Source organism: Parabacteroides sp. AF48-14 (assembly GCF_003477465.1).
GTDB lineage: Bacteria > Bacteroidota > Bacteroidia > Bacteroidales > Tannerellaceae > Parabacteroides > Parabacteroides acidifaciens.
Window position 1 is genome coordinate 1 of the sequence record NZ_QUDI01000034.1, and the last position, 13,894, is coordinate 13,894.

Annotated in this window: 10 protein-coding genes, 1 tRNA gene and 1 pseudogene; 2 read left to right on the forward strand and 10 right to left on the reverse strand. The window is 45.3% G+C overall.

The genetic code is table 11. The annotated features are described in order from the left end of the window. Positions 1-273: 273 nt before the first annotated feature. From DW083_RS15455 to panC, 7 genes and pseudogenes are all read right to left on the reverse strand, one after another. Positions 274-347, reverse strand: a tRNA-His gene (locus tag DW083_RS15455). Between the two features lie 88 nt (positions 348-435). Beyond that, entirely contained in the window at positions 436-1,533 is a 1,098-nt protein-coding gene (locus DW083_RS15460; protein WP_233552233.1) for a CapA family protein, read from the reverse strand. A gap of 67 nt (positions 1,534-1,600) precedes the next feature. Then, positions 1,601-2,497: a bifunctional methylenetetrahydrofolate dehydrogenase/methenyltetrahydrofolate cyclohydrolase FolD gene (gene folD, locus DW083_RS15465; protein ID WP_122332989.1), complete on the reverse strand. Its 897-nt coding sequence runs from the start codon at positions 2,495-2,497 to the stop codon at positions 1,601-1,603. 20 nt (positions 2,498-2,517) lie between these two features. Beyond that, positions 2,518-3,843, reverse strand: a complete 1,326-nt coding sequence (gene ffh, locus DW083_RS15470) for a signal recognition particle protein (RefSeq protein ID WP_122332990.1) — start codon at positions 3,841-3,843, stop codon at positions 2,518-2,520. 100 nt (positions 3,844-3,943) lie between these two features. Then, positions 3,944-5,266 carry an MATE family efflux transporter gene (locus tag DW083_RS15475; protein ID WP_122332991.1) on the reverse strand — a complete coding sequence of 441 codons (1,323 nt, stop codon included), beginning with the start codon at positions 5,264-5,266 and terminating at the stop codon, positions 3,944-3,946. Between the two features lie 103 nt (positions 5,267-5,369). Then, the gene (panD, locus tag DW083_RS15480; RefSeq protein ID WP_115500411.1) at positions 5,370-5,720 is read right to left on the reverse strand and encodes an aspartate 1-decarboxylase; all 351 of its coding nucleotides are present in this window, start codon (positions 5,718-5,720) and stop codon (positions 5,370-5,372) included. 196 nt (positions 5,721-5,916) lie between these two features. Continuing rightward, a pseudogene (panC, locus tag DW083_RS15485) lies at positions 5,917-6,755 on the reverse strand (pantoate--beta-alanine ligase). Between the two features lie 99 nt (positions 6,756-6,854). Here panC and DW083_RS15490 point away from each other — a divergent pair. Together DW083_RS15490 and DW083_RS15495 are read left to right on the forward strand one after the other, a co-directional pair. Then, positions 6,855-7,673, forward strand: coding sequence for a glycogen/starch synthase (locus DW083_RS15490; RefSeq protein ID WP_115500413.1), 819 nt, complete (start codon positions 6,855-6,857; stop codon positions 7,671-7,673). Positions 7,674-7,683: 10 nt separating this feature from the next. Further along, positions 7,684-9,063, forward strand: a complete 1,380-nt coding sequence (locus tag DW083_RS15495) for a DUF4270 domain-containing protein (protein WP_115500414.1) — start codon at positions 7,684-7,686, stop codon at positions 9,061-9,063. Between the two features lie 78 nt (positions 9,064-9,141). Here DW083_RS15495 and DW083_RS15500 read toward each other — a convergent pair whose 3' ends face one another. Genes DW083_RS15500 through DW083_RS15510 form a run of 3 tightly spaced genes read right to left on the reverse strand, consistent with a single transcriptional unit; the run spans position 9,142 to position 13,685 of the window. Next, complete coding sequence (locus tag DW083_RS15500; RefSeq protein ID WP_115500415.1) at positions 9,142-10,446, reverse strand: glycoside hydrolase family 57 protein; 1,305 nt, start codon at positions 10,444-10,446, stop codon at positions 9,142-9,144. 30 nt (positions 10,447-10,476) lie between these two features. Next, positions 10,477-11,739 (reverse strand): glycosyltransferase, encoded by a 1,263-nt coding sequence (locus DW083_RS15505; RefSeq protein WP_115500416.1) that lies wholly within the window; start codon positions 11,737-11,739, stop codon positions 10,477-10,479. Between the two features lie 11 nt (positions 11,740-11,750). Then, positions 11,751-13,685 carry a glycogen debranching enzyme N-terminal domain-containing protein gene (locus DW083_RS15510; protein ID WP_122332992.1) on the reverse strand — a complete coding sequence of 645 codons (1,935 nt, stop codon included), beginning with the start codon at positions 13,683-13,685 and terminating at the stop codon, positions 11,751-11,753. Positions 13,686-13,894: the final 209 nt, after the last annotated feature.

Below are 13,894 nucleotides of genomic sequence, written 5' to 3' on the forward strand. Positions count from 1 at the left end.
ATGTTTTCCACTTCGTTCTTCCTCGGATAAGTCCTTCTCATCTAAGTATATTAATATGGCTGTTGCTGTGCGATCGGCATGGGTTACTTCAAAGTAAGTCAATATGCCTTCGGGTAAGAATAGTTCGTAACCTGTTTCCATTGAGCAAAAATAATTATTTTTTGCTTTCTCCACAACTTTTCGGGGTGAGCCATGATTATCGGGTGATCCCTAAATCGGCTACCGATGAATGGACATAATAAAAAAGGCCATCCTTTTCAGGATAGCCTTACGGGTGAAAGATGGGGCTCGAACCCACGACCCTCGGAACCACAATCCGATGCTCTAACCAACTGAGCTACTCTCACCATGTTTATCTTAACGAACCACGTTTCCTTTAAGACGGTGCAAAGATAGATATTTTATTTTAAGCTCCAAACATTCCGGACACTTTTTTTAATCAAAAACATACTCATCAACCGCTTTATTGTTTCCATTTAGAAGCAAACGGGTATTCTTTACATACTTAATTAATGCCGAATCGACTGAAAAAGAGCCATTTTGATTCTTCTCCGACCAAGATGCCGCCGGAACGACCCGGATATCTTCTTTTCCCCGTTTATTTACATACCGGGAGGAATAAACCAATGAATATTGTGCGGAGGCAATATATCGGCGTAGCCCTTTCCGGCACAGGACTACTTTTACCATTGCACCTCCGTCCGTATGTTCCCGGCTCATGTTTGAGATAAAATTGCCTAATGAGTAGACGACCAAACGATCGGGGACGCCGTCCTCCCCTTTCCGAAGTTCCATAGGTTGGACGACATGCGGATGGCAACCGATAACCAAATCCACACCTTGCCCCAGCAACCAGTCTGCCAACCGGCGTTGTTCACGGGAAGGCATCTGCTCATATTCCAATCCCCAATGCATATTGGCAATAATAAAGTCAGGATTAAAAAGTTTAGCTTCGGCAATATCCGCCTCCATCACCTGTTTGTCGATATAGTTGACAATACGGGGCGTATCGACCGTCAGACCGTTGGTATCATAAGTATAATTAAGCATGATGATACGGAAATCCTTCTTGCGGAGCAACATCGGATACGTACAATGCCGATGGTCACGATCCAGGAAAGTCCCGGTATGGCGTATTTCGAGGGAATCCAGCATCCGGATAGTACGCACAAGTCCTCGTGTCCGCCTGTCAAGACAATGATTATTTGCTAACAGGAAGAAATCGAAACCCGCCTTCTGCAAAGCCAAAGCAAAGTCTTCCGGCGCACTGAAAGCGGGATAACCGCTATAAGGTTTCCCTCCCAACGGAACCTCAAAGTTCACGACAGCAATATCCGCAGCCTTCACCTCTTTCTCTATATTCGAAAAGTAACCGCTCAGATCAAAAGAATCTCCTTTCCGGGTATTATCGAGCTGCGCCTGGTGCATCATGGCATCCCCCGCAAACAAGATTGTCAGCGAATCCTGGGCGGAGAGCGGCAGGCAACTAAAAAGGAATAAATAAACGACAAAGGAACAAATCTTATTCATCATAAGGCTTGTTCCTTTGCGGTCCCGCATCAAGCGCGGGAACAAGGTATGTCGAGGCAACCCCACTATATTATTTATAAATAGCTTTCTTCCCTGCCAGAAGGGTATTACGCATCAAAGAGATAATTGTCATAGGACCGACACCTCCCGGAACCGGCGTGATATAAGACGCTTTGGGAGCGACTTCGTCAAACTTGACATCGCCCGTCAGCTTAAAGCCGCTTTTGCGGGTTGCATCCGGCACGCGCGTCGTTCCGACATCAACAATCACAACGCCATCTTTCACCATATCGCCTTTCAGGAATTCAGGCACGCCTAAAGCTACGATAATAATATCGGCACTCTGGCACATCTCCTTCAAGTTTTCCGAACGGCTGTGGCAGACAGTAACCGTGCAGTCACCCGGATAAGCCTTCTGCATCATCAGGGTTGCCATCGGCTTGCCTACGATATTGCTACGTCCTAAGACTACGCAATGTTTGCCGCGTGTCGGGATTTCATAACGGCGCAACAGTTCCAGAATACCGGCCGGAGTAGCCGACACGAAACAAGGAAGACCAATGGACATGCGTCCCACATTGATCGGATGGAAACCGTCCACATCTTTACGATAGTCGATCGCTTCGATGATCTTCTGTTCAGAGATATGCTTCGGCAAAGGAAGCTGCACGATGAATCCGTCCACATCGGGGTCGTTATTCAATTCGTCCACTTTGCGCAGAAGTTCTTCCTCAGTCACATCGCTTTCGTAACGGATCAGTGTCGACTTGAAACCGATCTCATTGCAGGTTTTCACCTTGCTGGCGACATACGTCTCGCTACCGCCGTCATGACCGACCAAAATAGCCGCCAAATGCGGAATCTTACCGCCTGCAGCCTTGATCTGAGCTACTTCTTCAGCCATCTCCTGCTTCATCTGGGCAGAAACAGCCTTTCCATCCAATAGTTTGTACTGTTGCTCTTCCATATTCTATTATCTTTTCGGATTTATCTTTTAAATGAAGGGAATTTCTTGCTTCCCGGTTTGGCGGCAGTCAGCATACGCATCATCTTACGCGTTTCGTCGAACTGCTTGATCAGCTTGTTCACTTCCTGGATAGTCGTACCGCTACCCTTGGCGATACGCTGGCGGCGTGAACCGTTCAGGATAGCCGGGTTGACACGTTCGTCCGGAGTCATGGAATAGATGATCGCTTCGATGCTCTTGAAAGCATTGTCGTCGATATCCACATCTTTCAGGGCTTTGCCCACACCCGGAATCATGGATGCCAGTTCCTTCAGGTTACCCATCTTCTTGATCTGCTGTATCTGAGCGATGAAGTCATTAAAGTCGAATTGGTTCTTGGCAATCTTCTTCTGCAGGCGTTTGGCTTCTTCTTCGTCATACTGTTCCTGGGCGCGTTCCACCAACGAAACGATATCACCCATGCCGAGGATACGGTCTGCCATACGTTCGGGATGGAAAATATCCAGCGCATCCATCTTTTCACCGGTTCCGACAAACTTGATCGGTTTGTCGACCACCGTACGGATAGAAAGGGCGGCACCACCGCGTGTATCACCATCGAGCTTAGTCAGGACAACGCCGTCGAAATCCAGGCGTTCGTTAAATTCCTTCGCCGTGTTGACAGCATCCTGTCCGGTCATGGAGTCAACTACGAACAAGGTCTCATCCGGCTGGATAGCGCTCTTGATAGCAGCGATCTCTTTCATCATCTGCTCGTCGATAGCCAGACGGCCGGCGGTATCGACAATCACTACATCGTTTCCTTTTGCACGTGCTTCGCGAATTGCGTTCATGGCGATCTCCACCGGATTCTTATTCTCCAGTTCCATGTAAACAGGCACGCCGACCTGTTCGCCGACCACGCGCAACTGTTCGATAGCAGCCGGACGGTACACGTCGCAGGCAGCCAACAGCGGCTTCTTATTTTTCTTAGTCTTCAGCAAATTTGCCAGCTTACCCGTAAAGGTCGTTTTACCGGACCCTTGCAGACCGGACATCAGGATGATTGACGGATTACCCGTCAGTTCCAGTTCGGTAGCCGTCCCTCCCATCAGTTCGGCCAGTTCGTCATGCACGATCTTAACCATCAACTGGCTGGGCTTAACGGATGTAAGCACATTCTGTCCTAACGCCTTCACCTTCACCGTGTCGGTGAAACTCTTGGCCACTTTATAGTTTACGTCGGCGTCAAGTAATGCTTTACGTACATCTTTCAATGTTTCCGCCACATTGATTTCCGTAATCTTACCTTCACCCTTCAACAGTTTAAACGATCTGTCTAACCTTTCGCTTAAGTTCTCAAACATAATTCGTATGTATATTTATTTTATCTTCTATTCTTTGAATGAGGGGCAAAGGTAAGAAAAACTGATGAATAAAGCAGGAGATTGCCCGGACAAAATAGCTTCAGATTTTCTTATTCTGCCAGGAAGCTTTCTTCAGATAGGCAACGCTTGACACCAACAGACCGGTATAATAAACAACCTCGGTCAGGAAGCAAACGGCTACCGGCAGATGCAAACGCATTCCCGCTACATATATAAACAAGGTGTAAAAAACAAGCGTAACCAACTCCATGGCAAAGGCGGAACGCGTATTTCCCGTACCTGTCACCCCGTTAAAAACGATATTCGCAACCGCCCCGATCAACAAAGCGCCGGAAATGACATAAAGCGAAGGTACAGACGCCTCGATCAAAGACGCGTCATTCGTATAAACTGACAGAATCGTAGACGGAATCAAACAGGTGACGGAAACGAACACCGCCATGATCCCCAACGAAATCCAAGTGATATGACGGATAATCGGTATCACCTGATCTTTATGACCCGCACCGATGCTGTTACTTACGAATGTATTCGTCGCCGTCGACAAGGAATTGACAGGAATCAACAAGACAATATAGACACTGCGGACAATATTCGCAACCGCCAGCTCCCGCTGTCCCAGATGTTCCACCGCCACGAAAAGCATGAAATAGGTACTAAGCGATATGAAATACTGCAACATCGTGAAGATGGAAATACCCAACACATGCCTCAGCAGCTTGACATCGAACGAACGGAACTGGTTCAAGGCATACTTCTTGATATCCACCGTCACCCGAGTATAAATCATATAAAACACAATCGAAACAGCCTCCGCCATCACCGACGCAATAGCCGCTCCCTTAATCCCTAATTCCGGAAATCCCCAATGTCCGAATATCAACAGATAGTCGAGCAAGACATTGGTCAGCGCCATCACAATCGCATTCAACGTCAACACCTTTGTGCGCGTAATACCGATGAACAAAGCACGGAACATCACATTCACAAAAGAGAAAAAGAAACCGAACACGCGCCAGTCCAGAAACTCTTCCGTAGCAGACAGAATCGTATCGGAAGAAATCAGTCCCCGCATAATATCACCCGCAAACAGACGGGACAACGTAAACATGACTGCCGCTAACGCAAGCAGGAAGAAGACGCCCTGTATCATCACCGGCCCGACTTCCCTGTAATTCCGCTCTCCATTGCGCCGGGCCATGATAATCTGCGACCCGGTACTGAAACCGAAAGCAATCGTAAAGGCACAGATATAGAACAAACCGCCCATCGCCGATGCGCCCAGTTCAACCTCGCCTACCCGCCCTAAAAACGCAGTATCTGTTACGTTGATAACATTCTGCGCTAAAAGGCTTAAAAAGATAGGATAACTTACATTCCAGATTTGTTTATTCGTGTACATACAGTTTATTTTCGAATGGGATGTTTATACTCATAAAAAAAGCCCGTCACATCAGACGAGCTTTTTCTATATGCTTTTGCATTTATTATCAGCTACCGATGTTTCATATCAGCCTATTTGTCGCCGTATCGGGGAACACAACAGACGGCTTAAATGTTTTCGCTTCCTCAAAATCCATCAGGGCATAAGACATGATGATGATGATATCGCCGGGCTGTGCCTTTCGTGCTGCCGCCCCGTTCAGGCAAACCATACCAGAGCCTCGTTTTCCTTTAATAATATAGGTCTCAAGGCGTTCGCCGTTATTGTTGTTCACAATAGATACTTTCTCGTTGGCAATCAGATTAGCGGCGTCCAACAAATCCTCATCGACCGTAATACTGCCGATATAATTCAAGTTGGCCTCCGTGACCGTCACCCGGTGAATCTTTGATTTAACTACTTCTATTAACATACGATATGAGTTATGATTCCAATTTCTGAATTATTTAGTTTCACTTGTTCCCCTTGCTTGAAACTTTTGTTTCACCAGCATGAAACTTTTGTTCCATAGGCATGAAACTGGAGTTTCATGGGCAGGAAACTATTGTTTCACTTATATGAAACTTTTATTTCGCAAGGAAAGCAAAAACATAATTCACAAGTCTATTTTAGTACTTAATATTATCTATCAGACGAACCTTTCCGCAATATACGGTAATACATCCCACGGGATAAGTCGTATCGGACCAGTTCCGGATGGATTCCATCGTGTAGCCATCTACAATCTCATAGTATTCCACCCGCATGACAGGATCGGCATTTATCGTATCGATAACATAATCTATCACCTCCTGCACACTCTTTTCGGGCGCAAAGTTAGTACTTTCTTTTAACGTACGAGCTATTAACGGCGCTTTTTGACGTTGTTCCGGCGTCAAACGTACATTCCGGCTGCTTAAAGCCAGGCCGTCTGCCTCGCGTAAAATCGAACAGGCATTGATTTTTACCGGGATATCCAACTGTTTCACCATCGCGCGAATCACAGCAATCTGCTGGAAATCTTTTTCGCCGAAATAGGCATTATCCGGTTCGACCACATAAAAGAGCTTGCTCACAATCTGGGCGACCCCGTTAAAATGACCGGGCCGACGCGCCCCTTCCATAACTGCCGACACCGTCCCAAAATCGACGTACGGGTATCCGGCTCCGGATACATTTCTTCTGCCGACGGGGCAAACACATAGTCACAACCGGCCGGCTCTAACAAAGCGCAGTCCTGATCCAGCGTACGCGGATAAGTTTCAAGGTCATGCTTGTCGTTAAACTGGGTCGGATTGACAAAGACGCTGACCACACATACGTCGTTTTCCTTCACACAACGTTCGACCAGGCTCAGGTGTCCGTTGTGCAATGCCCCCATAGTGGGAACAAAGCCGATTTGCTTGTTATTACGCTTTTCTTCAGCGAGATAACTCTTTAATTCTTTAATACTGTTTACTATTTTCATCCCTTAGATGCTTATTGACGGTGCAAAGCAAATAAATAATTGCGGTAAATGAAAGAAATTTTGTATCTTTGTAGCGTCTTTATAAAACTAGTTTACAGAATGGATGCAAAAAAAATCTTGTTTATAGCTCAAGAAATAACACCCTACCTTCCCGAATCCGAGATTGCAACGATATGCAGAAACCTGCCGCAAGGCATACAGGAGCGCGGTCGTGAAATCAGGACTTTCATGCCTAAATTCGGCAGCATCAACGAGCGCCGTAACCAATTGCACGAAGTGATTCGTCTTTCGGGTATGAATCTTATCATTGATGATACCGACCACCCGTTGATTATAAAGGTAGCGTCCATTCAGGCAGCCCGCATGCAGGTATACTTCATTGACAATGAAGATTTCTTCCAAAGAAAACATACTATAAGCGATGATGATGGAAACGAATACGAGGATAACGACGACCGCTCGATCTTCTATGTTCGTGGTGTATTGGAAACAGTGAAAAAGCTCCGTTGGATACCCGACGTGATTCACTGTCATGGATGGATGTCAGCGCTAACAGCCCTGTACATCAAACGTATGTATGCCGACGACCCTTGCCTCAAAAATGCAAAGATTGTCTATTCTATTTATAACGATGACTTCAAAACACCGTTCAGAAAGGAATTTGCAAGCAAATTAAAGATGGATGGAGCCAAAGACAGCGACCTGAAAGGTATCAAGGCCGATACCAGCTTCACCGGACTGACAAAACTTGCCATTGATTTCGCTGACGGCGTGATACAGGGAAGTGAGACAATCAACCAGGATGTGTTGGATTATATCGCGACCAAAAAGAACACGCCGTTCCTGCCTTACCAGTCTCCGGATGTTTATATGGATAAATTCAACGAATTCTACGATGTCGTATTAGGCACAAAATAAATTTAGAGAAATGAAAATCAAGCTTTTTATACTTGGCCTGAGTCTCGGGATCTCGATCTTGAGCGGGTGTAATGATGAGTTGACGCAGGTAGGAACCGGTATCCAACCGGAGAATGACAGACCGCTGGTGCATGCGGACACATTCTACATGAAAGCAAGCACAATGCTTACGGATTCTGTTTATGCACGAACGACTTACGGTTCGTTGGGAGAAATCTACGATCCTTTATACGGCAACCTGAAATCCGATTTCATGTGCCAGTTCTACAGCCCGGAGAACTTCCGGTTCAGAGAAACTCCATATAATGGTAAAATAGACTCTGTTGAATTTAAAATATATTACAGCAGAAGCTGGACGGGTGATTCTCTTACGCCCATGCGTGTCCAACTCTATGAAGTTACGACACCGTTGACAAGGGATTTCTACACAAATATCGATCCCGGAAAGTATTGCAATATGCAGAAATCATTGGGTATGCAGACTTATACGGCACGTGATTTGGCCGTTTCCGACTCTCTTTGGAATGATAAAAACACCACATCCGGTGAATACACTTACTCGCCAAATGTAACCATCCGTATGCCGCAGGAGCTCGGACAACGTTTCTATGAAGCGACGATCAACACACCGGAAGTCTTTAAAAATCAGAACACATTCAATGAGTTCTTCCCGGGTATTTATGTAACAAACACGTACGGGACAGGAAATATCCTGAACATTGACGGTACCCAAATGAACATATTTTATAAATATGTAGTGAAAGGTTCTGCCGGCCAGGATTCAATCATACAAACAGCAGAAGTATTTAGCGCCACATCTGAAGTAATCCAGTTGAACCGCTTTAAGAATACCGACATGAGCCATCTCTTGGAACCGAATGACAGCATCGCTTATTTGAAGAGTCCGGCAGGTGTTTACACTCAACTGACCATTCCTGCACAGGATATCGCGCCTATCATTAAGGGCCGTATCGTCAGCAACTTTGCGCTTTCATTGAAAGCGCTTCCGCAGGAAGACTGGAAATATGCATTTGAAGCTCCTGCCAACCTGTTGATTTTGCCAAAGGATTCGGTTGATAGTTTCTTTAAAAGCAATAGTGTTGAAAATAGTATAACCTCTTTTAGAGCTCCATATACGGCTTCTACCCGAACTTATACATTTGGGAATATAGCAAAATTGCTCAAAGCTCACATCGAGAACTCTCCGGACGAGGATCTTGTTCTCAGTGTTATCCCGGTAGAACGCAGAGTAGGAAAGACTACAAACTATTACGGACAAACAAGTGATTATACCGTCGCTATCGAAAACTACTTGAAACCGTCCGGTGTTAAGTTGCGTATCGACAAAGATGCAATGGAAGTACGTGTTGTAACAATTGAATACAGATAAATCAACCTTACATTACAGACATAAAAAAACCGGGGTTTCCAGAAGGAAGCCCCGGTTTTTACTTTTACCACTTTACCTCTATTCAGCAGAAGCAGCTTTCTTTGCTACTTTTTTCTTGCATTTATCAAGTTCTTTCTGCAATTCCTCTATCTCTTCTCCCTGATTCTTGATTGTTGTCAACAAAGAATTCAGTTCTTCGTTTTCTATTGTTTCCGGGAATTCGGCATTCACACGAACGATAAAGTCCGACAAGACGTTCATATAGTTATTGAAAGCGTCATACGGATTGTCGTATGGACTGAATCCGGCACCGATATGCTTTGTACTCATATAATAGAAATGGTCGCTGCTCTGCAGATAATACCAATCCTGACGGATACGGCGGGTCTGCGACAGGCGTACGCGTTCGCCTATTTCATTCAGCTTGCGGAATGCCTCTTGCTGCAAAACATTACCCAACCAGGAACTGCAGTCTCTTTCTTCATCCACCCATGACATCGGGTAAGGAACAGAAATACAATCAACCGGTTTCATCAAAGCCAACACTTCCGAAGGAGTAGAGAAACCTATTCCCTTTTCAGCGGCAAAGCGAGGCAGTGCCTTAAAGAAGTCGAAGATTCCGGTTTCTGCCGGGTGCAGAGAACCTAACACCTCATAATTCATAAACAGATTGATGATCTGTTCGGAATCCGGAGTTGCAGCAATCCAGGATATATATTTATCAGCCGTCAGCGGATATTCATTCCAGCTATAATTACTGAAACGGTCGGACAGGTCTTCACTGAAACGGTCGTTCTTCAACAGCAATTTCAATTTCGGTTCCGTGCAGGAAGAATAGACATAGTTCGGGCTCTTCCATCCCAAGATGTGTTTAGCCCCTTCAGTCAACATTCCTTTATAACCCATTGCATAAACCATCTCCGAAATCTCGTCGGAATAGATCAGTTCCGTATTGCGGAACACCTTCGGTTTAACGCCGAACAAGCTCTTGATCTTATCTTCCTGTTTCTGTACCTGGTGTTTGAATTCAGCAGGGTCGCCCAGAGAAGACAAAGAGTGAGCATATGTTTCCGACAGGAATTCCACATTGCCGGTTGCAGCCAGCTCCTTAAAGCTGTCGATTACTTCCGGTGTATAGATTTCCATCTGTTCCAATGCCATTCCCGAAATAGAGAAAGCCACTTTAAACTTGCCGCCACTCGTTTTAATCATCTCCAGAATAGCCTTATTAGCCGGCAAATAGCAGCGTTCGGCTATACGGCGGATAATTTCTTCATTCTGGAAATCATCATAATAATAATGATCGTTGCCGATGTCGAAGAAACGGTATCTTTTAAGACGGAACGGCTGATGTATCTGAAAATAAAAGCAGATCGTTTTCATAATATCTTATTTTTTTATTTTTTCTTGTCGTTACTTATTCAATACTTGATCATAGATGCGGCGAACCTTTTGTCCGGCATATTCCCATTTAATATTGTCCACCTCTTTCTTACCTTCCTCTTGCAGGAACTTATGCATGGCGGGGTAGGTAATAATGGCGTACATGGCATCTGCCAACGCCTCGATATCCCAATAATCCACCTTCACTGCATAATCAAGAATCTCGGCACAACCGGATTGCTTGGAAATGATGGAAGGCACACCGCACTGCATCGCTTCGAGCGGAGAAATACCAAACGGTTCGGAAACAGAAGGCATCACATATACATCACTGGCTTTCAACACCTCGTACACCTGTTTACCTTTCATAAACCCGGTGAAGTGGAAACGGTCCGAAATATTGCGCATCGCCGCCAGGTTGATCATCTGATCCATCATGTCGCCGCTACCGGCCATCACGAAACGGGCATGCGGGGCTTTCGCCAACACCTTGGCAGCTGCTTCCACAAAGTATTCAGGTCCTTTCTGCATTGTGATACGTCCCAAGAAGGTGATCACTTTATCTTTCACACCCTTTTTATCCTGGATGGACAAAATCTCCTGGCTCAGCGGTTCAACGGCATTATGCACAGTCGTCACCTTTGACGGGTCCTGATGATATTTTTCGATCACCGTCTGCCGGGTCAGGTTACTTACCGTAATAATATGGTCCGCATTATCCATACCGTTCTTTTCGATGGCATACACATCCGGGTTCACATTTCCGCGACTGCGGTCATAATCGGTTGCATGTACATGGATCACGAGAGGCTTGCCACTCACATTCTTGGCATGAATACCGGCCGGATAAGTCAGCCAGTCGTGCGCATGAATAATGTCATACTGTTCCGTACGAGCCACAACGCCGGCGACGATCGAATAGTTGTTGATCTCTTCCAGCAAGTTATCAGGATAGCGCCCGGAAAACTCCATGCATCCCAAGTCATTTACATGCCTGTAACTGAAGTCTGCATAAATATGGTCACGAAGATCATAATATTTCTGCGGATCCATGTATTTCGACAGTCGTTCTCTGACATAATCCATCTGGACATCACGCCATACGATCGGGACGTTGCACATCCCTATTATCTTCAGGAAACTCTGGTCTTCATCACCCCAGGGCTTCGGTATACAAAAAGTTATATCCATATCCGGCTGCATAGCCATTCCACGTGTAAGACCAAAACTGGCCGTACCCAGACCTCCCAGGATATGAGGAGGGAATTCCCATCCAAACATTAATGCTTTCATATGGTACTGTTTTATTCGGCATTATACATCTTCAACAAATCCACTACCCGGAGGATAGCAGCCACATTCATTGCAAACGAGATAGCTCCTCTACCCGTAAACGGAGGGTTACCATCAAACAATTCAGGAATTGTCCCGATACAATGCAATGACATTTCCTCCTCCATGCTTATCAGCATACGTTCGGCGAAAGGCACCCCGCCTTTTCCAAACACACGGAGATAAGCCTCCAGATAAGCTCCCAGCAACCACGGCCACGCCGTACCTTGATGATAAGCTAAATCCCGCTCATATTGCGGCCCGACATAATATGGTTTATATCCTCCACTTTTCGGACTCAGAGAGCGTAACCCCTTAGGCGTCAACAACTCTTTCGTCACAATATCCAACACTGACCGTTTCTGCATTCTCGTCAATGGAGAATAAGTCAGTGCAACAGCAAAGATCATATTCGGACGGACACTCCAGTCAACCGTTGAACCGCTAACCGAATCAAACAAGTAATTATACCCGTTTATGAATGTTTCGGGGAACGATTTATCCAGCGCCTTGATAATTTTGTCATACTTCTCAACCGGTGCACCACCGACCAGTTCCGTATAGAAACAAAGAGCATTATACCAAAGAGAGTTGAATTCTACAATATAACCGGAACGGGACACCACTGGTTTTCCGTTAATAGTGGAGTTCATCCAGGTTATCGCTTTATCACGGCCATTTGCAAAAAGCAAACCGTTATCCATCAACTTCATATCCGGATGTTTCTGGCCGGAAATATATTCCAGGATTTCATGTACGAAATCGGCATACAGCTCACGGGCCTTTTCCACGCCGACAGCTTTTGCATACTGTTGGATAGCCCAGATTGCCCATAAAGGCACATCCGGATGTTCCAACTCCCGGATCACAGGATCTAAACTATTCTGTGACATGAAGGCACGCAATGCAGGCATAGCTGTACTCATGATTTTCTCAAAGCGGACAGGATCGTCGATAGACAAGGTACAACCCGGCAAAGCGACGAACAAGTCTCTTGCACGGACTTTAAACCAAGGATAGCCGGCCAACAAATAAGCATCGTCTTCTTTCGGACGGAAATAGAACTGCTGCGCCGAGTTTTTCAGACAGTTGAAAAAGCTGGTACGCGGCGTACGGGCATCGACCTCCTGTTCATACAAACTTTTCAGGCGGGTCGTTGTGACAGCACTGTCGCCTGCACTGAAAATAATCGATTCCCCTTTCTTGATCGGGACTTCAAAGTAACCGGGCACATACAAGTCTTCCTGATACGGATATCCCCGCTCCTGCTCTTTCGGATATTCTATTCCAAAATACCAATTCGGCTCATACACAAATTTCACTTTCTTGTTGAATTGCATATAAAGCTCGGGATATCCGGGATACATACAAGTCTTGATACCATTCGTAACCTCTTCAAAACTCTGATTCACATTCCCATTCGCCTGTGTCAGGGATTTTACACTACGGAAAGCCAGAAACGGGCGGAAACGCAGGGTTGTCGCCGAATGGGCATCTTCCAAAGTGTACTTGATCATGATACGGTTTTCATACAGGGAAAAGACCTTTTCCTTCGAGAAGATAACGCCACCGACACGATAAACGGTCCGGGGCACTGTTTCCGAACTATATTCACGAATATATTTATGTCCCTTCGGGCTAAAGTTATTGCCCTGATACTTATGTAATCCAAGATTAAATTCCGCGCCATGCTGAATAACCGTTTCGTCCATAGATGACAGCAACACGTGGTTGTCGTCATCTATTGCAGGAACAGGCATTACCAGCAGTCCGTGGTATTTTCTTGTATTACAATCAACGACAGTTGTACAATGATAGGCCCCCTTTCGGTTTGTTCGGAGGACTTCACGGGTCAAAGACTCCTCCAAATTTATCATGACTGTCTTGTCAAATTTAAGATAACTCATACTTTATATTTGGTTTTAAGTTTATGCTTTAACGTGATAATAAATAAATCGGTTTTATATTCTGACCAAAAGTATCACTTAAAAAATAAAAAAACAAATTTGCTTTCATATTTATTTAGAAATTACATTTTTTACTATTTCAGAACAGTTTGATAAATAATTTGTTACGTTTTAGGACTTATCAGTATATGTGTTGTCAAACACATGCA

Coding starts and splice junctions, on each gene's coding strand:
- DW083_RS15460 (WP_233552233.1), bottom strand. CDS start 1,533: ATGATGAATAAGATTTGTTCCTTTGTCGTTTATTTATTCCTTTTTAGT.
- folD (WP_122332989.1), bottom strand. CDS start 2,497: ATGGAAGAGCAACAGTACAAACTATTGGATGGAAAGGCTGTTTCTGCC.
- ffh (WP_122332990.1), bottom strand. CDS start 3,843: ATGTTTGAGAACTTAAGCGAAAGGTTAGACAGATCGTTTAAACTGTTG.
- DW083_RS15475 (WP_122332991.1), bottom strand. CDS start 5,266: ATGTACACGAATAAACAAATCTGGAATGTAAGTTATCCTATCTTTTTA.
- panD (WP_115500411.1), bottom strand. CDS start 5,720: ATGTTAATAGAAGTAGTTAAATCAAAGATTCACCGGGTGACGGTCACG.
- DW083_RS15490 (WP_115500413.1), top strand. CDS start 6,855: ATGGATGCAAAAAAAATCTTGTTTATAGCTCAAGAAATAACACCCTAC.
- DW083_RS15495 (WP_115500414.1), top strand. CDS start 7,684: ATGAAAATCAAGCTTTTTATACTTGGCCTGAGTCTCGGGATCTCGATC.
- DW083_RS15500 (WP_115500415.1), bottom strand. CDS start 10,446: ATGAAAACGATCTGCTTTTATTTTCAGATACATCAGCCGTTCCGTCTT.
- DW083_RS15505 (WP_115500416.1), bottom strand. CDS start 11,739: ATGAAAGCATTAATGTTTGGATGGGAATTCCCTCCTCATATCCTGGGA.
- DW083_RS15510 (WP_122332992.1), bottom strand. CDS start 13,685: ATGAGTTATCTTAAATTTGACAAGACAGTCATGATAAATTTGGAGGAG.